This window comes from Acinetobacter sp. 1125_18A, assembly GCF_052824985.1.
Genome location: NZ_VTDG01000019.1, coordinates 1 through 21,216, shown reverse-complemented (window position 1 = coordinate 21,216; position 21,216 = coordinate 1). Strand labels below are relative to the sequence as shown.

At 37.7% G+C, this 21,216-nt stretch carries 23 protein-coding genes; 18 read left to right on the top strand and 5 right to left on the bottom strand.

Translation table 11 applies throughout. The features are described 5' to 3' along the window. Nucleotides 1–157: 157 nt before the first annotated feature. From metX to rdgB, 6 genes are all read left to right on the top strand, one after another. A complete protein-coding gene (gene metX, locus FY049_RS20330; RefSeq protein WP_004726519.1) occupies nt 158–1,318 on the top strand; it encodes a homoserine O-succinyltransferase MetX in 1,161 nt (386 codons plus the stop codon). Further along, complete coding sequence (gene metW, locus FY049_RS20325; RefSeq protein WP_004726517.1) at nt 1,318–1,911, top strand: methionine biosynthesis protein MetW; 594 nt, start codon at nt 1,318–1,320, stop codon at nt 1,909–1,911. Before metX ends, metW begins: the two co-directional genes overlap by 1 nt. Beyond that, complete coding sequence (locus tag FY049_RS20320; protein WP_004726515.1) at nt 1,908–2,504, top strand: tetratricopeptide repeat protein; 597 nt, start codon at nt 1,908–1,910, stop codon at nt 2,502–2,504. Before metW ends, FY049_RS20320 begins: the two co-directional genes overlap by 4 nt. An 84-nt stretch (nt 2,505–2,588) precedes the next feature. Continuing rightward, nucleotides 2,589–2,966, top strand: coding sequence for a nuclear transport factor 2 family protein (locus FY049_RS20315; protein WP_315077898.1), 378 nt, complete (start codon nt 2,589–2,591; stop codon nt 2,964–2,966). 27 nt (nt 2,967–2,993) lie between these two features. After that, entirely contained in the window at nt 2,994–3,491 is a 498-nt protein-coding gene (locus FY049_RS20310; protein ID WP_353162636.1) for a hypothetical protein, read from the top strand. A gap of 84 nt (nt 3,492–3,575) precedes the next feature. Further along, complete coding sequence (gene rdgB, locus FY049_RS20305; RefSeq protein WP_004726509.1) at nt 3,576–4,199, top strand: RdgB/HAM1 family non-canonical purine NTP pyrophosphatase; 624 nt, start codon at nt 3,576–3,578, stop codon at nt 4,197–4,199. Between the two features lie 125 nt (nt 4,200–4,324). Here the strand turns inward: rdgB and FY049_RS20300 are convergent, their stop codons facing one another. Next, nucleotides 4,325–5,200 carry a permease gene (locus FY049_RS20300; RefSeq protein WP_446084228.1) on the bottom strand — a complete coding sequence of 292 codons (876 nt, stop codon included), beginning with the start codon at nt 5,198–5,200 and terminating at the stop codon, nt 4,325–4,327. A gap of 174 nt (nt 5,201–5,374) precedes the next feature. On the opposite strand from FY049_RS20300, the gene tatA reads away from it, so the two are divergent. The 4 genes from tatA (at nt 5,375) to FY049_RS20280 (ending at nt 9,566) form a co-directional block, all read left to right on the top strand. After that, nucleotides 5,375–5,599: a Sec-independent protein translocase subunit TatA gene (gene tatA / locus FY049_RS20295; protein WP_004726505.1), complete on the top strand. Its 225-nt coding sequence runs from the start codon at nt 5,375–5,377 to the stop codon at nt 5,597–5,599. Between the two features lie 17 nt (nt 5,600–5,616). Continuing rightward, nucleotides 5,617–6,072 (top strand): Sec-independent protein translocase protein TatB, encoded by a 456-nt coding sequence (tatB, locus tag FY049_RS20290; protein WP_004818879.1) that lies wholly within the window; start codon nt 5,617–5,619, stop codon nt 6,070–6,072. Beyond that, a complete protein-coding gene (gene tatC / locus FY049_RS20285) occupies nt 6,069–6,851 on the top strand; it encodes a twin-arginine translocase subunit TatC (protein ID WP_004726501.1) in 783 nt (260 codons plus the stop codon). Before tatB ends, tatC begins: the two co-directional genes overlap by 4 nt. A gap of 549 nt (nt 6,852–7,400) precedes the next feature. Next, the gene (locus FY049_RS20280; RefSeq protein ID WP_446084227.1) at nt 7,401–9,566 is read left to right on the top strand and encodes a PhoX family protein; all 2,166 of its coding nucleotides are present in this window, start codon (nt 7,401–7,403) and stop codon (nt 9,564–9,566) included. A gap of 52 nt (nt 9,567–9,618) precedes the next feature. Here the strand turns inward: FY049_RS20280 and FY049_RS20275 are convergent, their stop codons facing one another. Next, nucleotides 9,619–10,401: an NRDE family protein gene (locus FY049_RS20275; protein WP_446084226.1), complete on the bottom strand. Its 783-nt coding sequence runs from the start codon at nt 10,399–10,401 to the stop codon at nt 9,619–9,621. Between the two features lie 94 nt (nt 10,402–10,495). Between FY049_RS20275 and lgt the strand changes: the two genes are divergently transcribed. The 3 genes from lgt (at nt 10,496) to FY049_RS20260 (ending at nt 12,158) form a co-directional block, all read left to right on the top strand. Next, on the top strand, nt 10,496–11,314 hold the full coding sequence (gene lgt / locus FY049_RS20270) for a prolipoprotein diacylglyceryl transferase (RefSeq protein WP_004726496.1): 819 nt from the start codon (nt 10,496–10,498) through the stop codon (nt 11,312–11,314). Between the two features lie 86 nt (nt 11,315–11,400). Beyond that, a complete protein-coding gene (locus tag FY049_RS20265; RefSeq protein ID WP_004726494.1) occupies nt 11,401–11,787 on the top strand; it encodes a hypothetical protein in 387 nt (128 codons plus the stop codon). Next, nucleotides 11,787–12,158, top strand: a complete 372-nt coding sequence (locus FY049_RS20260) for a hypothetical protein (protein ID WP_004726492.1) — start codon at nt 11,787–11,789, stop codon at nt 12,156–12,158. The genes FY049_RS20265 and FY049_RS20260 overlap by 1 nt, the downstream gene beginning before the upstream one ends. A gap of 108 nt (nt 12,159–12,266) precedes the next feature. Here FY049_RS20260 and FY049_RS20255 read toward each other — a convergent pair whose 3' ends face one another. After that, nucleotides 12,267–12,794 carry a hypothetical protein gene (locus FY049_RS20255; RefSeq protein WP_004726489.1) on the bottom strand — a complete coding sequence of 176 codons (528 nt, stop codon included), beginning with the start codon at nt 12,792–12,794 and terminating at the stop codon, nt 12,267–12,269. A 407-nt stretch (nt 12,795–13,201) separates the two neighbouring features. Further along, on the bottom strand, nt 13,202–13,999 hold the full coding sequence (locus FY049_RS20250) for a YwqG family protein (RefSeq protein WP_446084225.1): 798 nt from the start codon (nt 13,997–13,999) through the stop codon (nt 13,202–13,204). Between the two features lie 174 nt (nt 14,000–14,173). Between FY049_RS20250 and thyA the strand changes: the two genes are divergently transcribed. The 4 genes from thyA to FY049_RS20230 all read left to right on the top strand — a co-directional run bounded on the left by thyA (nt 14,174) and on the right by FY049_RS20230 (nt 17,218). Beyond that, complete coding sequence (gene thyA / locus FY049_RS20245; RefSeq protein ID WP_004726485.1) at nt 14,174–15,016, top strand: thymidylate synthase; 843 nt, start codon at nt 14,174–14,176, stop codon at nt 15,014–15,016. Between the two features lie 79 nt (nt 15,017–15,095). Continuing rightward, nucleotides 15,096–15,608 (top strand): dihydrofolate reductase, encoded by a 513-nt coding sequence (locus tag FY049_RS20240; protein ID WP_004726482.1) that lies wholly within the window; start codon nt 15,096–15,098, stop codon nt 15,606–15,608. 31 nt (nt 15,609–15,639) lie between these two features. Further along, on the top strand, nt 15,640–16,701 hold the full coding sequence (locus FY049_RS20235; protein WP_446084224.1) for an Lnb N-terminal periplasmic domain-containing protein: 1,062 nt from the start codon (nt 15,640–15,642) through the stop codon (nt 16,699–16,701). Between the two features lie 76 nt (nt 16,702–16,777). After that, nucleotides 16,778–17,218 carry an META domain-containing protein gene (locus tag FY049_RS20230; RefSeq protein WP_004726478.1) on the top strand — a complete coding sequence of 147 codons (441 nt, stop codon included), beginning with the start codon at nt 16,778–16,780 and terminating at the stop codon, nt 17,216–17,218. A gap of 347 nt (nt 17,219–17,565) precedes the next feature. Here the strand turns inward: FY049_RS20230 and FY049_RS20225 are convergent, their stop codons facing one another. After that, the gene (locus FY049_RS20225; protein WP_446084223.1) at nt 17,566–19,608 is read right to left on the bottom strand and encodes an Ig-like domain-containing protein; all 2,043 of its coding nucleotides are present in this window, start codon (nt 19,606–19,608) and stop codon (nt 17,566–17,568) included. Nucleotides 19,609–19,749: 141 nt separating this feature from the next. On the opposite strand from FY049_RS20225, the gene FY049_RS20220 reads away from it, so the two are divergent. After that, the gene (locus FY049_RS20220; protein WP_446084222.1) at nt 19,750–21,123 is read left to right on the top strand and encodes a dihydrolipoyl dehydrogenase; all 1,374 of its coding nucleotides are present in this window, start codon (nt 19,750–19,752) and stop codon (nt 21,121–21,123) included. Nucleotides 21,124–21,216 lie beyond the last annotated feature (93 nt).

Genomic DNA, 21,216 nt, shown 5'->3' with positions numbered 1-21,216 from the left:
TACTAAACATCATCACTCATCCTGAAGTGAACTTTAATGATAAAAGCTATTGTGAAAACCATGGAATATCATTAATTTATTAGCCATACAGATGACTTAGATATCTCTAATATCCGTAATTTATCGACCTTCTAAAATTTTAAGGTGAACATTTCCAGTGTCTTTTCCAGCTGATTCAGTGGGGCTCGTTACTCCACAAAAGTTTGAATTTGAAGAACCGTTAGAGCTTGAGTGTGGTCGAGTATTGCCACGCTATGAAATCATGGTGGAAACCTATGGTGAGCTCAATGCAGATAAATCAAATGGAATTTTGATTTGCCATGCACTTTCAGGACATCATCATGCGGCTGGCTATCACCATGAAGACGATAAAAAAACCGGCTGGTGGGATGCATGTATTGGGCCAGGTAAAGCCATTGATACCTCGAAGTTTTTTGTGGTCGCACTCAACAATATCGGGGGGTGTAGTGGCTCAACAGGACCCACTTCACCTAACCCTGAAAATGAAAATCGCCCATACGGTCCCGACTTTCCATTAGTGACTGTACGTGATTGGGTTAAAACTCAAGCCCTCCTCTCTGACCGCTTAGGGATAGATGTTTGGTATTCAATCATTGGTGGTTCTTTAGGTGGCATGCAGGCTTTACAATGGTCTGTGGACTATCCTGACCGTTTACAAAAATGTGTCATCATCGCCAGCGCACCAAAGCTTTCCGCACAAAATATTGCATTTAACGAAGTGGCACGTCAGTCTATTTTATCTGATCCAGATTTTCACAATGGTCGCTATTTAGAACTCGATAGTTATCCAAAACGTGGCTTAATTTTGGCACGTATGGTGGGTCATATTACCTACCTTTCTGAAGAAGCCATGAAACAAAAATTTGGCCGTGATTTAAAATCAGGCAAGTTTATGTATGGTTTCGATGTTGAGTTCCAAGTTGAAAGCTATCTGCGTTATCAAGGCGAACAATTCAGTCGTAACTTTGATGCCAATACTTATCTGATCATGACCAAAGCCTTGGATTATTTCGATCCATCACGTGAATATGAACAGTCACTGACGAAAGCATTATCTAATACCAAATGCCGCTTTTTAGTGGTGTCATTTACAACAGACTGGCGTTTTAGCCCAGAACGTTCGCAAGAGATTGTCAACGCCTTGATTACCAATCAAAAGCCTGTGAGTTATTTGGATATTGATGCTGAACAGGGTCATGACTCATTCCTATTCCCTATCCCCTTGTACGTCAAATCCTTACGTGCATTTTTAGGTGGTATTGAACACCTTAATTCAACACCTAAGGAGGCTTTGTAATGCGTATTGACCAACAGCTTGCAGAAAAATGGATCAATGCTGGTGCAAGTGTGCTCGATTTAGGTTGTGGTGATGGCGAATTATTGTCACAAATGAGCAAAAAACAGCAAATTCATGCTTACGGGCTAGAAATCGATCAAGAAAAGATTGCAATTGCCGTCAGCAAAGGGTTAAATATTATACAACAAGACTTAAACCTCGGTTTGGGACGCTTTGCCGACCAGTCTTTTGACTATGTGGTTATGGCACAAGCTTTGCAAGCTGTAGATGCACCTGATGTGCTTCTGCGCGATATGGTGCGTGTGGGGAAACAAGCAATTATTACGTTTCCTAACTTTGCGTATTGGAAAACACGGTCTTTCCTTGCACTGAAAGGCAAGATGCCTGTTTCTGATGCCTTACCGTATATGTGGTACAATACACCTAATATCCACTTATGCACCTTTCGTGATTTTGAAGCATTATGTGCTGAAAATCAGATTCAAATTATTGATCGACTCGCTGTAAATGGGAACCAACAAGGTAGCTTTTTAAGTAAAGCCATACCGAATTTGTTCGGCGAAGTCGCTATTTATCGAGTGAGCGCTCTATGAAGAAATTATTATTAGGCAGTACGTTATTTTTTGGGCTAGTGAGTATTCAAGCCCATGCGGACTATGTACCGCAGCAACAACAATCTGTATCAGCAATGGCAGCACAATATGCACATATGAATGTGACAGATTTGCAAAAAGCAGCCAAAGCTGGCCAACCTGCTGCACAATTTTATTTAGCAACACATTTCCAGGCTGGTACTGGCGGTGTATCTAAAGACCTTAAACAAGCATTTACATGGTTTAAAGCTGCGGCTGACCAAGGTATTTCTGCGGCTCAGTTGAATGTTGGTCGTATGTATGCTGATGGTTTAGGCGTTTCTAAAAGCGAAACATCTGCGCGTCAATACTTTGAAAAAGCAGCAAGCCACGGCGATAACCGTGCAAGCTTTAATCTTGCGGTGATGGAAGAGCAAAAGAAAAACTACATGGGCGCTTATCAGTGGTATGAGCTTTCTACACGTGATGGTATGTTAGACAATAAAGTGATTAACATGTCGCAAACCAAAAAAACTGCTTTGGCTGCTAACTTAACTCAAGACCAAATTCGTACTGCAACACAACGTGCAGATCAATGGATTCAAGCTCAATAATTTGATTTTCATCGATCATAAAAGCACCTTCGGGTGCTTTTTTTACTGCTATCCATTTAAGTATTTCAACTGGGATTGTTGACAATGCAAGACCTATTCAAACAATTAATTCAATATGAATGCGGGTTGCATCATCGTGATCGTCAAAACTTTCAAATACTTGATCAACGGTTACATCCAGATTTTAAAGAAATTACCAAATCAGGGTGGGTTGTGCATAAAGCCCAAATGATTGAAGCACTTTTAAACGATACAGATACCGACATCATTCAAGCACAGGATTTTCAAGTTCAGTCGTTATCTGATCATAGCGTTTTACTGACCTATCAAAGCCATCAAATCAATGTGGCAACTCAAGCTCAATACAATGTGGCTTTACGCAGTTCAATTTGGGTTATGAATGATCACAGTATATGGCAAATGATTTTCCATCAAGGCACCACTTGTGCATTTGAGAAGTAAATCGAGTTCTTCTATGTATGGAAAAATATGCAAAAGAAAAAATATTATGCTTCACGCAAACAAATGATTCCTTTGGCGATTTTTGCTGGAATTTTGGCCTGCCCCTTTTGGGCTGCGACCGTGCTTTTAATCTTGGAAATGTTTGAATGGAAGAATGGCTTAAAAAGTCTCTTTTCGCTATTTCTTGTTACGCCATTGGGTCTCATTGCTTATTTTTTCAGTAATAAAGCTATTCAGATGTTTAGCAATCAACGTCCTATTTTGACCCTCTCCCAAGACATGATTAGAAGCATTGATTTTAAAGGTCGAGTGATAATTAAAAAACACATTAAAATACCAGAGATCTATGAAGTTGAGCTCAAAAAAACCTTACTTGATCGACAATACTATTTACTTTTTATCATGAAAGATAACAGCAAACAGAAACTCAATGTTGGACTAGGTTTTATGAAAAATGAGGATGTTCTCGATTTAAAACAACAGTTAGACAAACGCATTAGCGCAAAAGCAAAACATATCCAGTAAAGCGTAAAGGACGAGAGAATTTAGCCGCATTTTATGACACAGATTAAGTTAAAATAACTCAATTTTAAATTTTGAGTCTGCATCATGTCATCAAAAGATTGGTTATCACAAGGAACACTGGTACTCGCAAGCAATAACAAAGGCAAAATTGCTGAATTTGAAAAATTGTTTGCTGAATTGGCTTTACCCGTTGAAGTGATTCCTCAAGGTCGACTGAATATCGAAGACGCGATTGAAGATGGCTTAAGCTTTATTGAAAATGCAATTATCAAAGCACGTCATGCGAGCCGTATTTCAGGTAAACCTGCGATTGCAGATGATTCTGGGATTTGCGTTCCCGTATTAGGTGGAGCACCTGGAATTTACTCTGCACGTTATGCAGGTGAACATGGCGATGATGCAGCCAATAATACAAAATTGCTGGAAAACCTTAAGCCTTTACGCCAAGACGATCAAGCGATTGAAGCAATGTTCGTATGTGTATTGGCATTGGTTGAACATGCAGATGACCCTTTACCACAAATCTACCAAGGGATCTGGCAAGGTGAAGTACTAGAGCAAGCTCGAGGTGAAAATGGCTTCGGTTATGACCCACTGTTCTGGTTACCTGAGCTAAATATTTCAAGCGCAGAAATGAGTAAAGCAGAAAAGAACAAAATTAGCCATCGTGGTCAGGCGATGCAATTGTTTAAAGCAAGCTTGAAATAAGCAGTTAAAACCAGCTGTTTAAAATCATACGATTTTGTTAGATTCCTCCTCGCCTTTGAGCAAAGGAGGAATATGATGAATATCGCTAAAGCTTATCTAAAACGAAGCAAAATAAACCGATAAAACTATAAAAAATGAATCAACACACCATATAGGACGCATACCACACAACTGACTATCGTTCCCGAAGCAATATATTTTGCTGAAACCCCAGTACCTTGATAGTGGGTTTCCAATGCGACAATATTGGCAGCTGGCGGTAAACAAAACAGTAAAAACATCACCCCAATATATTGATGGATCTGTGGAACAGGCAAAAAGAAATAAGCCAGACTGCACAATACAACACCACAAACTAACTTTAATATTGCAAGCTTACTACTGGACAGTAAATCCTCGATATGGACTTTGGTTTTTCTTAACCACATCCCCAATACACACATACCGGTAAAACTCATACTCCATTTAGCCAGAGTATAAATCCAATTAATCCAATCATTTGTCTGAAACTGTTGCACATCAAAACAATGTAAAAGCCCTGCAATGATCAAGGCAATCACAGGTGGCGATTGCAGTACTTTTTTGATAAGCAAATGTTTGGATTGCGGGGCTGAACTTACCGAAGTCACAGCCCAAGAGTTTCCAAAAATTGAAACCCCGATATAGAGCGGTATCATCACCATACTATTGTCTGGACCAAATATAGCCAAGGCAATCGGAAAGCCGAGCCATGCCATATTGGTATAGCTAAAACACAATGAAGCTAAACGATCTTTAAACAGCGTGAGATAAATAAAGAAAAGCGTACAACATGAGAAAAAAGCAAATAAAATTAAAGCAATACTGCCCGATTTATAAAATACCATATTGTAAATAATCACAATCGGGATAAATAAGCGAGCCAACAGCAAAGACATGAGTGATTTTAAGTTTACTGAAAATTTGCTATTCGCCAGTATCAGCCCACAGATAAATGATAAAACTGGAAATAACAAAGCCACAATACTACACCTTATTCTCAAATCATGAACATACTAGCATTTTCCAAATATAGATGACGTTTAACATATCAAAATAATTTATAAATATTGTCTGTCTTTAAATTGAAATATTAGTGTCACTTTTTTGTCATGGATAACTGTTGTTATAGCTGTTAATAAATAGGAGTTAAAACTATGGCTGGATTATCGATTTGGCATGTACTTATTTTTGCAATCGTTGTGATTCTACTATTTGGTACATCAAAGCTAAAAAACTTAGGTAAAGATGTTGGTGGTGCCGTAAAAGATTTTAAGAAATCGATTAAAGAAGAAGAGGCAACAACTGCTTCACTGACTGAAACGCGTACACTAGAACATCAAACTAGCAATACTGATGTGAACTCTACAGTAAAACACTAATCGGTGAGGCGTAGATCATGTTAGATGTTGGATTTTCAGAACTGTTAGTGTTTGGGATCATTGCTCTCTTGGTATTGGGACCAGATAAACTTCCTGAAGCTGCGCGTTTTGCTGCCAAATGGTATAGCAAATTTAAACGTGCAATTAGTAGTGTCCAAAATGACATCGACCGTGAATTACGTCTTTCTGAATTTAGAGAACAAATGCAACAAGAGATGCAAAAAATTCAAGAACTTGAACAAAAAATGCAGGCTCAAATGCAAGAGTTACAACAACAAAAAATTGCTGTAGAACAAGAAAGTCATCTCGCAATAACAGACAATAAAAAAATTCACACGACTTATCATAAACTTGATATTACGGTCCCCGCTATTTATATGTCAAAGACTTGGTTAGATAAACAAAACTGTACTGTAACTCGACCACAAATTGTTCTTGTTAAAGAAGTACCGCAATTGAAGGTGGCTGTATGAGCGACTCATTAGCACCACAAGTACATGATGCCTCGTCTACCGAGACGCCGGCTTTAGATGCAATGCCGATTACTCAACACCTGATGGTATTACGTAAGCATTTATTTAAAATTGTTGGCGCACTCATCGCTATATTTTTTTGTTTATTGCCATTTGCCAATAAGACCTATATTGCATTATCAGAACCACTCAGAAAACAATTACCTGCAACCTCAACCATGATTGCAACTGATGTTACAGCAACATTCATGGCGCCGTTTAAGTTAAACTTCTTTATTGCGCTTATGTTGGCGATGCCCTTTATCATCTATCAACTTTGGGCTTTTATTAAACCTGCATTATACGAAAAAGAAAAAAATCTAGCATTTCCGTTGTTGTTTGGGAGTATTGTGCTGTTTTATTCAGGGATCGCTTTTGCTTATTTTATTGCATTGCCATCCATCCTGCATTTCTTTATCAGTGTTTCACCAGAAACCGTCGCGCCAATGACGGACATCAATAGTTATTTAAGCTTCTGCCTAAAATTATTCTTGGTCTTTGGCGTAACCTTTGAAATCCCGATCATTACTTTAGTGTTAATTTTAGTTGGTTTCGTCACCACTAAAACATTGGCTGAAAAGCGCCGCTTTATCGTGGTGGGATGTTTCTTCGTATCTATGTTTATTACCCCACCAGATGCAATTTCAATGATCATGCTCGCAATTCCAATGTGGATGCTATTTGAGCTGGGTTTATTGCTGGGTAAAGTAATTGAAAAACGTAAAACTGTAGATGCTTAAGTATCAAAAATAAAAAGCTTTTTAATATTTAAATGACTTCTTTTGAGGTCATTTTTATTTTTAAGCGTGTTAAATTCTTTTTAGAAACAACTATAAAAAATAAGTCTATCGCTTAATCTTCAGCCCTTTTATTCGAGTACATTAGATCTATTTCATAAGTCAAAAATGATCATGTTGAGTGAGCTCCATCTCTTAGGATGAGGGGGATTTTATGTCGATCTATGCTTTTAATAAGCGTTTATAAAAGAAGTCTATTATTAAAATCTCTTTATGAAACATCTCTATTTTAAAACAACTACAAGTTAATCCTATTGATTCAATTCACCAAGCACATATCATGCTCAATCAGTCATATCTCAATGTTTATAGAAATTGAACAGCACAGTAATTATCTAAATACAAATATGACAATCCTATTACTTTCTTAAAATAAGATTAAATTTAACCAATATTAAATATAAGAGTAAGAGATCTTACACATTTGTTCTGTATGTTTTTAAGCTGAATCAAAATCACATTTAATCAAGACTTAAAGCCAAAGGGAATCGTATGACAGACCTCACGCCATATCATGAAAATCAAGAGTTAGATAACAATACTTCGAATAACACACATTTCCGTGACATTTTAGAACAACGGATTTCTCGTCGTAGTTTAATTACAAAAACAGCAAGTGGTGCAGCTGCTCTCGCTTTAGCATCGAGCCTAGTCGGCTGTAATGATGACGATGACAATAACTCAACCCCAACAACGATCGTCAAAAAACCAGAAAAATTCACCTTTAACCCTGTTGCAAAAAACCTCAATGACATCGTCACTGTTCCTGCTGGTTATGAAGCAAATGTGCTTTATGCTTTAGGTGACCCATTAACGCAAACGATCCCTGACTGGGATGATAACAATGTTCCTTCAGGGGTCAGCTTTACAGCGCGTTCAGGCGACTGTCATGATGGTATGAGCTATTTCGGCTTAAATTCCAATAGCTCTAAATATGATGCGAAAGCCTCAAACCGTGGCTTATTGGTCATGAACCATGAATACATTAATCAAACCTTCTTACACCCTAAAGGTGCAACAAAAGTAAATGGTCGTCGTCCAGAAGATGAAGTGATTCGTGAAGTCAATGCACACGGTGTTTCCGTCATTGAATTAAAAAAAGATGCAACCACACAAAAAGTAGAGATTGTTAAAAGCTCTCCATTTAATCGCCGTATTACAGCGTCAACGGTCATGGACTTTGCAGGTACAGTTGCGGGTTCAGACTTGGTGAAAACCAAATACTCAAGCTCAGCAAAGCAAACACGTGGCACACATAATAACTGTGGTAATGGTTATACGCCTTGGGGGACTTACCTCACCACAGAAGAAAACTTTATTGGATACTTTGTGCGTAATAAAGGTGACGATGCAAAACGTAGTGCGGCTGAAATCATCGCACTGAATCGCTATGGTTTAAAAGATGGTGCCAGCTCACGTTATGGCTGGGAAACTGCGATTGGGGCAATCGAAAACCAAGATTTATATGACCGCTGGAACTCTTCAATTGTCGCTGACTCCGCGGACAAAGATTATCGCAACGGTGCAAATACCTTTGGCTGGATTGTTGAAATCGATCCATTCGATAGTCGTTCAAACCCAGTTAAACGTACATCTTTAGGTCGCTTTGCACATGAAGACTGTCGTTCAAGCCGTTTAATCGAAGGGGAAAATCTGGCCTTCTATATGGGCGATGACTCACGTGGCGAATATATCTACAAATTTGTATCTGATGCGAAGTGGGATGCAAAAGATGTCAATGGTGGCTATCGCGCTGGTGATAAATATATGAACAGTGGCAAGCTATATGTTGCACAATTCAATAATGATGGTACAGGTAAATGGATTGAATTGGCATACGGTAAAAACGGTTTAAATGATAGCAATACCGTCTATCCTTTTAAATCTCAAGCCGATGTCACTACTTTTGCACGTTTAGCCGGTGATTCGGTCAAAGCCACCAAAATGGATCGTCCAGAATGGGTTGCGGTGAACCCTGAGAATGGTGAAGTCTATGTCACCTTAACCAATAACTCGAACCGTGGTACAGCACATGCATTAGATGCCGCAAATCCACGAAACTATAGCGACCCAGAAGGCGGTAAAGGCAATGTAAATGGTCACATTATCCGCTTCCATGAAAAAGATAATAAAACCACAGCTGAAAGCTTTACTTGGGATATCTACCTCTTTGGTGCCGAAGCAAAAATGGCCAGTAACATCAACTTATCTGGGTTAAATGATAACAATGATTTATCTTCGCCAGATGGTATGTGGTTCGATCCACGTGGTGTACTTTGGATTCAAACGGATGATGGTGCTTATACAGATACCACCAACTGTATGATGCTTGCTGCACTGCCTGGTAAAGTCGGTGATGGCGCAAAAGCAATATCATCTGCTGGGCAAGAAACGATCGTGGGTAAACAAGTCACTGATGAAAACCTGCGTCGCTTCCTAACAGGCCCAAAACAATGTGAAATCACGGGTGTCACCATGACACCCGACTACAAAGCCATTTTTATCAATGTTCAGCATCCTGGTGAAGACTCACCTAGCTTTGATAAGCCATCAAGTAACTGGCCTGCCTCACAAAAAGATCCAAGCAATAAGACCGCTCGCCCGCGCTCTGCAACTGTCGTCATTACTCGTAAAGATGGCGGTGTAATTGCTGGCTAATCAACTAAATTTATTCTTTTAAAGCCATAGTGATGAAAGTTGCTATGGCTTTTTATTTTTCAATAGCGCGCTTAATCTCGACTAACTCACCCATATGTTCACCTTGTTGTGTTTTTTCGATCCAATCAATCTGCGTACTGCTTATTCTTAAAAAGTTGGAACAGCGTGTCCCATAAATTGGACTTTGAATAAATGTTGAAGACAACAACGCTTCCATCTCAGGATTAATTCCAGTATTGGGCAGTAAATCAGGAATAATTTTTCGTTCATCTTCTAAAATATCCCAAACAGCGAATTGTAGATCTTGTTCAGGGATAGCAGGAACTTGCAGCATGGGTAAAAATTCTTGGGTAAAGCGTTTACGTAAATGCTTAGTTTTTTCCCAATCGTCTGACATCAAGCCGTTTGAAACGACAAATACACCTTGGGATAATACTTGTGGGGCTTCACCACGATTACTCATATAAACAGCTTGCTGTCGATCACCCACAAATAAGTTAAAACCCGCATAATCTCTTTGCTGCTTTTCCAGTGCTTGTGCAAAACGAATCGGTGTTTGATCTGACTCTAAAAAGGCTTGAATCAAATAGCCTCGTGTCGTCGGATAAGTTTGTTTATCAGCACCATCACGATAATTGGTAATCACTGCCCAATGTCCCTGTGGTGTGACCCCCATCCATGTCCCGCCGGATTGCAAATCTTGCCCTGCAATAATCGGACTGTTGGACCATGACTGTAATTGAGTGCTTGGACGATGGTAGAATTCGTCACGATTTGAAATTAAACAAACAGGTAAATCATCCAAAACTTGCCAAGCCAATGCCACAATACACATAAAATACATTCCATGAAGTTTACACATTGAATGTACAACATTTTTAATATGTTTCAGCTAAAATCTGTGCAAAATAGAAAATCAAGGATTAGGAATGCTCACCTACCCGAATATTGACCCAATTGCGATATCACTGGGTCCACTCAACGTCCATTGGTATGGACTGATGTATCTCTTGGCATTTTTATGTGCTTGGGGACTTGCTACTTATCGCGCGAAACAACGTGCTGACTGGAACTCTGAAATGGTTTCAGATCTGGTGTTCTTTGGCGCACTTGGAGTTGTGCTCGGTGGTCGTGTAGGCTATGTTTTATTTTACGAGTTTGGCAAATTTTTAGCAGATCCTATCTGGCTATTTAAAGTCTGGACTGGTGGTATGAGTTTCCATGGGGGCTTCCTTGGTGTAATGATCGCCATGCTTTTGTGGTGTCATAAATATAAGAAAACTTGGTTTGAAACCCTGGACTTCATTGCGCCCTGTGTACCGACGGGCTTGATGTTTGGTCGAATTGGTAACTTCATCGGTGGTGAATTATATGGTCGTCAAGTTTCTGACCCTAACTTTGCGCTAGGTATGATCTTCCCGACTGATCCACTACATTTGGTTCGTCATCCATCTCAGCTCTATCAAGCGCTGTGTGAAGGACTGCTGCTGTTCCTTATTCTATGGTTCTATAGTGCTAAACCACGCCCACGTTATGCCGTATCTGCAATCTTTCTAATGGGTTATGGCTGTGCTCGATTCTTTATGGAATTCTTCCGTGAACCTGATGCTGATCAAGGTTATATCCTGTTTGGCTGGATGACCAAAGGTCAAATCCTTTCATTCCCAATGATTCTGATTGGATTGTGGTTGATTTGGTACGCTTACCAAAAGAAAATTTTTGACTGGGGTCCACAAAAAAATACTTAAGCCTTATGGGCTAAGTTTAAAAAGGTGAAGCTAAGCTTCACCTTTTTTATGCTAAATTATCATTATCCAATTTAAACGAAATCACTATGCTTGAATTTTGGTTTGATCCTAAAGTCGCGGTTGCAAAGAAGCTCATTTTTCTTATTTTATTGGCACTAGTCAGTATTGGACTATATTGGTACCAGCCTTTAACCCTTGATAATATTTTACTTTTTGCAGGTACAGGTATTATTTTTCTGATTTGTCGTTACTGTAAGGTTCATTTTGCAGCCCAACGCCCAACAGGATTTCTTTATCGTTTATTGACCTGGATTCCACTGGCTTTAGTTTTGGCATTGGTTTTTAAAAACATGAACAATGGTGAAATTTTAATCCCAGGCGCTCAAGGTATTGGCTTTATGGCCCTAGCGGTTTGTATTTTTTCACCACTCTCCCTACTCAATAAAAACTCATCTGAACAAGCGTCTAAATAATGTTAGATTTTTGGTATTCAGCGCGCTGTAGCCGTGAAATGAAAGTGATCATCTCAATCTTAACCTGTGTGATAATTTATTATTGCGCCACGATTGAGAAGTTAAGTCCAACGTTTACCGTGATATGTTTAGCAATTGGAATCTCTACGCATTTATTAAGAATGCTGGGGCTAAAAATTGCTCAACATAATGTCTATGCTCAAGGTTTTAAAATTTTATTTTCAATCTACCCATTGCTTGCACTTATGCTTTTAATGGCTTTTTTACCCGCACAACATAAAATATTGACCTCGATTCAAGCGGTTGGCTTTGCTGCATTGGGTCTATTTATCATGTCAATTTATCAAAATCGCGCAAAACGTTTTGACTAAAAGTGGTGTAGTAAAAAAGCATAGTAATAAAAAAGGAAGCCTTTCATTCCAAAAGCTTCCTTTTTTATCTTTTAATCCGTAATGGATTAAATGATTTTGACTGTATAACTAAGCAGCTAAACGATAATATTCATAGGTTACATTTGGGTCTTTATACACATCGTAACTACGTTGTCTAAAATCAGAAACCCATTGAGAACCTGTAAATCCGGCAATATGGCCATAACGATGGCGACTGGTACTGTTGATGATATAAATATCACCTTCTTGAGGATTATCAAAGTCAGGACGGATTTGCTTATAACCAATCTCAGTTAAAGTCGAACCCCAATCTGAAGCCGCAACAGGATGATCAGAAAAACGTGCACCAGCTGATTCAAGCGCTATACGCACATATCTTGCACAACGATGTGCAGTAGTACTACGTGACATACTGACAAGTTTTTCAGTAAATTTACTAATATCGATTAAGCTTTCTTTCTTAAATGCTTCAGTTTGATTTTTAAAAGTTTCAAATGCTTTATTTTTTAAGTATTCATCTGGTCGAAAATTATTATTTTGATTTTCCGATCGAATCTGAATATGAACCGTGGGATTCACGTATTCATTCATATTAACATTGTGGTCGTAAATCATGCATTGTCCTCAAACTGCCCTTTTGAATTGATTCAAACCACCTTGTTTAAACCAATAACAACTTTTCACAAGCCATGAATAGTAATCAGCAATTCTTAAAATGTAGACTTAAAACATGTAAAAAAATATGTAAGTGTTAATAAATCTCATTTGTAACGCCTCAAGCTACTGAAACTGCTGACATTACACAATTCATCATTTAGGTTTGTTTGTTTAAAATTTAATCAATAAAAGTTTACTCGGCCGTATCATTAATATATTTTCTTAATTTAATCAACACATTAAACTGTCAATTCAGTCACACTTTTGTTTTATAAATGCAGCAAAATCGTATGCTAAAGAAAGATTTTTTTAATAAAAAGCTGACGTTATCAACATCAGCTTTTTAGAAATTATGCTGTCGGTGCTTAATAACAATCCCAGTTATACACCACTTTAGAGAAATCTCTTTTTTCAAGATCATCAGGATGAATAAAGAAGTTCCCTACACCTGAGTCGCCCCACATGATCTCAATACCTTCAGCTTCACCTGTATCAATCTGCAGCAGCAAAATATAATCTTGAATAGATTCATTGTATTCACGTGGATCAGATTGAGTAAAAAATGGATATCCGCCTAAACGATGTCCGCTTGCTGAAAAAACTTCACTGTATTCATCACAAAACTCTTCTTCATCGTCTCTTTCATAAGGGTCTGTGACTTTTTGGGCAAAATCAAAATTGTTCATATCAATATAGCTTTCAGCCTTCTCAAACTGAATTGCAGATTGCCCTGCGATAGGACTATAAATATCGTCATCATCAAAACTTGGAAAATCGCTTTGTAAAAGTGCAAGATCTTGCTCAATCTTGTCATAAAAAACCACGCGAAAACCATCTTGCTTTTTTTGATCATCAAAATTGAGACCATATAAATCATCATGCGGATTGATAAAAAACTGTAAAATTCCAGACTTTGGATAATGTTGATTTTCTGGCAATTCTGCAAAATTGATCTGCGCCAATAATTGTAAGTCATCCCCCTCCGCGCTCTGCGGATATTGCTTTCCTACAGGTAAATAAGGATTTCCACCCACGTTGCTTTGCCAAATCTGTAAATCTTCAGCAGGCAGTAATGTTATTTCTATACTGTCTTTTTTTGTCGCAATAATTTGCGTTTTATAAGGCTGTAAACATGCTGGGAGCTCATTCAAATTTATACTCATTTTCAAATACTCTTAGTTTTAGATGTTAGATGGATGCAAAACAGAAAATAATCTAGCTTAAAAAGAAAGTGAGATTAGTATAAACTCTGAAGCTATTCAGAAACATTACGAATGGGTAATCATGCGACATAATCTGTCATTTGTGTCGTATAAACTCCCCAAATTGGAAACTATATGAAAGCGTATTTAGACCTTCTACAACATATCCTAGACGATGGCGGTGACAAAGGTGATCGTACTGGTACAGGTACTCGTTCTGTATTTGGTCATCAAATGCGTTTTGACTTGTCAAAAGGGTTTCCGCTACTGACCACTAAAAAAGTTCATTTCCGCTCCATTGTGATTGAACTGCTGTGGTTCCTAAAAGGCGACACCAACGTTCAATATTTAAAAGACAATAAAGTTTCGATCTGGGATGAATGGTCTACCGCTGAACAAACTGCCCGTTTTGGACGTCCTGAGGGTGAATTGGGCCCAGTCTATGGTCATCAATGGCGTAACTTTGGCGCAACGCAAAAAGACAATGGTTTGTTTGAAAATGATGGTTTTGACCAAATCAGTTGGTTGGTCAATGAAATCAAGACCAATCCAAACTCACGTCGTTTGATTGTGTCTGGCTGGAATCCAAATGAAGCAGGTAAAGTTGCCTTACCGCCATGCCACACTTTATTCCAATTTTTTGTGCAGGATGGAAAGTTGTCTTGCCAACTTTATCAACGTAGTGCAGATGTTTTCTTAGGGGTGCCATTTAATATTGCCAGCTATGCTCTACTGACTCATATGGTTGCTCAAGTTTGTGGTTTAGGCGTAGGTGATTTTGTCTGGACTGGCGGTGATACACATTTATATGTTAACCATTTTGAACAAGCAAAACTTCAGTTAACACGTGACCCCTTACCATTGTGTCAACTCAAGTTAAATCCTGAAATTAAGGATATTTTTGACTTTAAATTTGAAGATATTGAAATTACAGGTTATGAGTCACATCCTGCAATTAAAGCACCTGTAGCTGTTTAAATATTTTAATTCAGTCTTTCCTTATTCCCTCCTTGCAATAGGAGGGAAAATTTTCCAATGGATAATAAGCGAATTCATTATGACATTTAAAAACTTTGAAATTGTGCATGTCGTTGCAATGGATCAACAACGCTGCATTGGTAAAGCGAATGATCTTCCATGGCATATTTCAGCAGATCTTAAACACTTCAAAGAAATCACCCAAGGTGGTGTTGTCGTGATGGGACGTAAAACGCTTGAATCGATGGGACGTGCATTACCTAAACGTGTTAATTGGGTGATTACCCGTGATCAAGACTGGAACTTTGCTGGTGTTAAAACGGCCCATAGTATAGATGCTGCTTTGGAGCAAGCCATTCCTGATGTATTGGCATCAGAAAAACCTGCCAGTATCTTTATCATTGGTGGTGGTGAAATTTTTAAACAAACTATGCACATTGCCGATCGTTTAGAGCTCACCCACATTGAGCTCGATGTACAAGGTGATGCGTATTATCCAGAAATTCCAGCGGAATTTAAAAAAGTTGCGAGTGAGTCACATGTTGATGACAAAACAGCTATTGCTTTTGAGTTTGCAACATACCGAAAATAGCACTGAACTTTATGAACAAAAATAGTGGCTTATGGATAGTTTAAAAACAAGATCAATACTGCATACACTTGGAATGGGAATAATCCATTCCTTGTTTAGCTTATTTGTGGTATTGAGCAGCCTGTGGTTTTGTTTCGCGATTTGGATTCAACACCCCTTAGGAAAAGTTTTCAGCTATATCATCATCCCTATTTGGATTATTTTTGCACTGAGTATTCTTGGAATCTATTTTACTAAAAATATATTTAGCCGAAAAACTGACAGTCTGATCTATATCATCGCCTTTATTGTCAGCTTAATCTGGTACTTTAATATTCCTGCACAGCAAAATCGTCAATGGAGTCCAGAAGTTTCCAGAATTTTTACTTATGAGCAGCAAGGTAATCTTGTCACGATTCATAATGTCCGCAACTTTAATTGGCACTCCCCTGATCAATATGACGAACGCTGGGAAACCAGAAGCTACAACTTAGATGAGATTACAGGCGTCAATATCATCACCTCTTATTGGATGGGACCACAGATTGCCCATACCTTGGTCAGCTTTGATTTTTTAAATCAACGTCCACTCGTTTTTTCCATTGAAATTCGGAAAGAAAAAAATGAAAACTTTTCTGCAATTGGTGGTTTTTTTAGACAGTTCGAGCTAAGCCTAATCGCTGCAGATGAAAAAGATATTGTTTATACTCGAAGTAATATTCGAGGTGAACAGGTTTATTTTTTCCCGATTCAATTACCAAAAGCAGAGACCAAAGCATTATTTGAAGAATATCTTTTGAAATCTTCCGCTTTAGCAGAACATCCAAAATGGTACAACACCCTAACCAGTAACTGTACAACTTTGGTTTTTGATATGGTTCAGGCGATTTCCCCTGAAAAATTACCAACAGATTATCGTTTATTGGCTTCAGGTTATTTACCCAATTATCTTTATGATTTGGGTGCATTAAATCATCAATGGTCAATCAAAGAATGGTATAAAAAAACACATATCAATCCAAGAACGGCTGAATATGCTCAGTTTAAATATCAAAATAGCGATAACTTTTCTAAAGTGATTCGTTTTGGTTTACCTGAAGGCCACGCTCAATAATGTATAGCTTTAGTCAGCTCGTCTTTATGGTTTAACTCAATTTTGTTTATATAATGATAAAATTAGGAGAATACGCATGTTTAAATCCATAATCGCAACCACATTCATCACAGCAACGCTCTTGTTTTCTGGATGTGCATCTACACCAAGTGCCGACCAACAAAGCCAAAATCTAAGTTCGTTGCAAAACAAAAATTGGACACTCACGCATATTGGTGCAACAGAATATAAAGCAACGTCAAATGCTCACAACGTACCAAGTATTCAATTTGGTTCAGATTTACGGGTAAGTGGCGCAGATGGCTGTAATCGCATTATGGGTGCCTATGCGATCAAAGGGCAACACTTGACCTTAGGGCAACTCGGCTCAACTCGTATGTATTGTCAAGACACTATGAAACTCGCGGCTGACTATACTGAAGCACTCAATAAGGTGAAAGGTTATCAAGTGTATGACAAAACGTTAAAGTTAGTCGATCAATATGGCAATCGTGTTTTGCAATTTACAACGCCATAACATCACCGAATCACTTATTTGTATACTCCTGTTTAAAAGCTTAAAATTTTAGGCTTTTAAACACCTCCAATTATAAAATCCAATACCAACAATGAAATTGAATAAAAATTTTTAACTCAATCAATGAAAGACAATAATTTTACTACACACGCCGTCTTATCATTAGGATTAGAATAACAACAACTTAAAATTTGGATATTTCTATGAAAGTTATTGGCCTTATATTGATCTCATGTCTACTTCTATCTGCATGTAGTTCAATGAATGTAAGACCTACGGTTGGGGTAAGTATGGGAACATCTGTTAAATAAAAAACAGCGCCGAAGCGCTGTTTTTTATTGGTAAAATTATTTGTAATTCGAACAAGTAGAAATATCTGTTCCATATGGGCTAATACGGTCTGGTCGCCATTTACCGTTCACATTATCAACATCATCTTCTGCAACTGCTGGCATAAATGACAATGCAGTTTTATTATCTTTTGTTGACACAACTGTGGAAGCCGTTAAATTAACTCGCAACCAATTTGAATAATTACGATTATATCGAACTTTAAATGCAAATTTACCTTGTGAATCAGTTACAAAACTACCTTTTGTATTCAATATAGAGCCATCAGCAGCTAGAATAGAAATAGGATTTGGGAATTCTGTACTTGGGCACTGAACATAAGTCACTACACGTCTAGGAACCTTGTTTTCATAAATAGTATAATCACGCGACCAATCTAGATAACTATACCAATCCCAAATTCCAGTGCCATCTTGACCATAAGTATAGTCACGTACCCACTTGAACTCACCTTTATAGAAACTCTCTAAATCTAAAGAAATGCTAATTTTTTGATTTGGAATTGGATTTCCAGCGGTATCAACAACTGTCGCAGAAAACTCTTTGTAATAATTTGTCTCATCGCCAGCAATTTTTAAAATTTGCTGATTATGAGCAACTGTAATAAATGCTGATTGCATAGAAACAGTTAACAATAAATTCTCAGAATAAACAGGTGCTGGAGCAGTAGCTGTATCAGTAAATGCTTGTATCTCAACACCACCACCTAATGTTTGAGCCGATCCTGCCGTATAAATTACTGTTGCACGACCAGCAGAATCCGTCACAGCTGAAGGTTGAGAAATTTTTCCACTAAGTGATGTATCTTTTAACGTTTTAAAGTTAACTTTTACATTTGGGATAGGCGTACCATTTTGATCCTTCACCAGTGCAATAACTTTCGTATTAGCTCCAGGCGCTAAAACACTTACTTCAGATTGAATTGAAATTGTTTTAGGAACACCAGCACTCACTTGCTGAGAAATATAAATTACATTATTTCCAAATTGTGCGGAAATAGTTGCGATTGCAGCAATAGCTCCATTTAAAACAGTTGTCGCATTACCAACCCATTGCCCATTTTCTTGACGAATATTAGTAATCGTAGCCGTTGAAGTCACAGCACCATTTGTCGTTTCAAAATTAACGATCTTACCAACTAGCTCAGCCTGAGTAGGTGCTGAAACTTTAACCGTAATATTTTTATTAACACCCACCCCAACAGGATTACTATCTGAAACTATTTGAATTACATTATTTGCTACATTCGCGATTAAAGTAATACCACCAGAAGATAATAAATTTGAAACTGCTTGATTGTTTCCTTCTACAGCAATTTTACCAATTAATTCCAACTTTTGATTAGGTGAGTTTTTAACAGTAGCATATGGAATTTTAAAAACTGCATTACCCGTATTATCTGTAGAGACCGCAGAAAACACCTCTTCACCAGAGGAGTTTACAAGTGAAGCTTTTGCTCCTACTAATGCTTTTCCTGCAGCATCAACAGCAGATACAGTAACTGTTCCCGTTTGCCCCTCTTCAAGTAAATTAACATCAGAAGATATTGCAACAACAGTACCATTTACAGGTATTGTAAGCTCTTGCTTAACTTTTCCAGAAGTGATGATAAGTGTGATTGTACGGTTCATTTTGAAGTTTAAATTTGAACTTGCTGACAAGGCTACACTTGTAGTAGCAATACCCTTATCATCACTTACCATATTTGCTGTTGTGCCTAAACTTGCTCCAGAATTTACTGCATCAACTATTTCAATTTTGACATTAGCTTTTGGAATAATGCCGCCATTTTTATCAAGTGTTCTAATTGTTAGTGTTAAGCTATCATCGGTTCCAGCATTTAAACTTGCTTTACTTTGCCCAACCGATAAAACTTCAGCAGAAACTTGGGGTGTCTCAGTACCAGTTCCATTATTGCCATTATTGCCCTGATTATTTCCATTATTGAAATAACCATCACTACCGCCCCCTCCGCAGCTCGCTAACAAAATCGAAATTGCAATAGCACTTAGCTTTCCAGTAAATTTTCTAGTGTCCATAATTTTACTCAACGTAAGAATCCCCAAAATTGTTGTAGATTATTTTGAGTGCTATGTAACCATAGATATTTATATGTGTAAATATGCTATTTCAAAATGTTTTTTAATGTAATTACTATTATTTAAAATCAGGTTTATATCATGTACGACATCATCATCATCGGCGCAGGAACAGCGGGTATTAGCGCATATAAAGAAGCAATCAAATATACCTCTAACTTACTGATTATCAATAAAGGTCCATGGGATACAACCTGTGTCCGTGTTGGCTGTATGCCAAGTAAAGTTCTCATTTCAACTGCAAATCGAATGTATGACATTCAAAATGCCAATGAAGTCGCTTTAGAGGTAAAAGCAGAGATTGATACACTTCAAGTTATGCAACATGTCAGAGATTTACGTGATCGCTTTGCTCGGGCGATGCTTAAAGATGTAGAAAGTTGGGAGGCTGCACATAAACTTGATGGCGAAGCTAAATTTGTAAATGCAAATACGGTTGAAGTCGATGGAAAACATTATCAATCTAAATCATTTATTCTTGCTGTAGGCTCAACACCGACCTATAACCAGGATTGGAAAAATAAAATAAGCAATAAATTGATCACTTCGGATGAAGTATTTGAACTTGAGACTTTGCCTAAGTCAATTGCCGTGATCGGTAGTGGTGTGATTGCAATTGAATTAGCTCAAGCAATGCATCGCTTAGGCGTGAATACGACTGTTTTTGCAAGAAGCAAAAAAGTAGGAGTGCTTAGTAGCCCTAATTTACAAGAAATCGCTCAAGCAGAATTATCCAAAGAGCTTAATATTAAATTTGAAGTTTTACCTGATTCAATTCAAAATCTTGAAAATGGGGTTGAAATATCATTTATCGAAAATAATGAATCTAAATCCATACAGGTTGACTATATTTTAAATGCGACTGGTCGTGCTACAAACTTATCAACTTTGTCCCTCGAAAACATTGATCAGGCATTCTCAGATTTAAAACAATTACCGGTTCATCACACCACTAAACAATTGGCTGATTTCCCAATATTTATTATTGGTGATGCTTTTACTCAAACACCTTTACAACATGAGGCTGCAAATGAAGGAAGAAATGTCATTTCAAGTTGTTTAAATTTTCCCAATATTCAGCATTTAAATAACTTATCCCCCTTAGGTATTGTGTTCTGTAGTCCAGAAATGGGGATTGCTGGGCAAAACTTTGCCACGCTGTCAAAATCAGACACAGCATTTGTTATAGGTTTTGCGTCTTATGAAAAACAAGGTCGTGCATTGGTTTTAGGTAAAAATAAAGGTGCTGTTGAAGTTTATGTAGATCAGCAAAACAGAAAACTCTTAGGGGCTGAACTTTTTATTGAATCTGCTGAACATATGACCCACTTACTCTCTTGGATCATTGCAGAACAGCTAACAATTGATGAGATATTAGCAAAACCTTTTTATCATCCAACCTTGGAAGAAGGCTTAAGAACTGCATTAAAACATGCCCGAAGACAACTTAAATAACGTTTTTACCTATCAAATTAAGCTCTATTATAAAGAATAGAGCTTTTTAATAATCCATTTTATACTTCGTTCTTCCAGATATCCAAATACCGC

Excerpts from the sequence above, each read along its gene's own strand:
- FY049_RS20235 (WP_446084224.1), top strand. The coding sequence starts at position 15,640 with ATGGATAGTTTAAAAACAAGATCAATACTGCATACACTTGGAATGGGA.
- FY049_RS20310 (WP_353162636.1), top strand. The coding sequence starts at position 2,994 with ATGCAAAAGAAAAAATATTATGCTTCACGCAAACAAATGATTCCTTTG.
- tatC (WP_004726501.1), top strand. The coding sequence starts at position 6,069 with ATGAGCGACTCATTAGCACCACAAGTACATGATGCCTCGTCTACCGAG.
- FY049_RS20275 (WP_446084226.1), bottom strand. The coding sequence starts at position 10,401 with ATGTGTATTGTGGCATTGGCTTGGCAAGTTTTGGATGATTTACCTGTT.
- lgt (WP_004726496.1), top strand. The coding sequence starts at position 10,496 with ATGCTCACCTACCCGAATATTGACCCAATTGCGATATCACTGGGTCCA.
- FY049_RS20255 (WP_004726489.1), bottom strand. The coding sequence starts at position 12,794 with ATGATTTACGACCACAATGTTAATATGAATGAATACGTGAATCCCACG.
- FY049_RS20220 (WP_446084222.1), top strand. The coding sequence starts at position 19,750 with ATGTACGACATCATCATCATCGGCGCAGGAACAGCGGGTATTAGCGCA.
- rdgB (WP_004726509.1), top strand. The coding sequence starts at position 3,576 with ATGTCATCAAAAGATTGGTTATCACAAGGAACACTGGTACTCGCAAGC.
- FY049_RS20315 (WP_315077898.1), top strand. The coding sequence starts at position 2,589 with ATGCAAGACCTATTCAAACAATTAATTCAATATGAATGCGGGTTGCAT.
- FY049_RS20230 (WP_004726478.1), top strand. The coding sequence starts at position 16,778 with ATGTTTAAATCCATAATCGCAACCACATTCATCACAGCAACGCTCTTG.
- metW (WP_004726517.1), top strand. The coding sequence starts at position 1,318 with ATGCGTATTGACCAACAGCTTGCAGAAAAATGGATCAATGCTGGTGCA.
- FY049_RS20320 (WP_004726515.1), top strand. The coding sequence starts at position 1,908 with ATGAAGAAATTATTATTAGGCAGTACGTTATTTTTTGGGCTAGTGAGT.
- thyA (WP_004726485.1), top strand. The coding sequence starts at position 14,174 with ATGAAAGCGTATTTAGACCTTCTACAACATATCCTAGACGATGGCGGT.
- FY049_RS20265 (WP_004726494.1), top strand. The coding sequence starts at position 11,401 with ATGCTTGAATTTTGGTTTGATCCTAAAGTCGCGGTTGCAAAGAAGCTC.
- tatA (WP_004726505.1), top strand. The coding sequence starts at position 5,375 with ATGGCTGGATTATCGATTTGGCATGTACTTATTTTTGCAATCGTTGTG.
- FY049_RS20240 (WP_004726482.1), top strand. The coding sequence starts at position 15,096 with ATGACATTTAAAAACTTTGAAATTGTGCATGTCGTTGCAATGGATCAA.
- FY049_RS20250 (WP_446084225.1), bottom strand. The coding sequence starts at position 13,999 with ATGAGTATAAATTTGAATGAGCTCCCAGCATGTTTACAGCCTTATAAA.
- FY049_RS20225 (WP_446084223.1), bottom strand. The coding sequence starts at position 19,608 with ATGGACACTAGAAAATTTACTGGAAAGCTAAGTGCTATTGCAATTTCG.
- FY049_RS20260 (WP_004726492.1), top strand. The coding sequence starts at position 11,787 with ATGTTAGATTTTTGGTATTCAGCGCGCTGTAGCCGTGAAATGAAAGTG.
- tatB (WP_004818879.1), top strand. The coding sequence starts at position 5,617 with ATGTTAGATGTTGGATTTTCAGAACTGTTAGTGTTTGGGATCATTGCT.
- FY049_RS20280 (WP_446084227.1), top strand. The coding sequence starts at position 7,401 with ATGACAGACCTCACGCCATATCATGAAAATCAAGAGTTAGATAACAAT.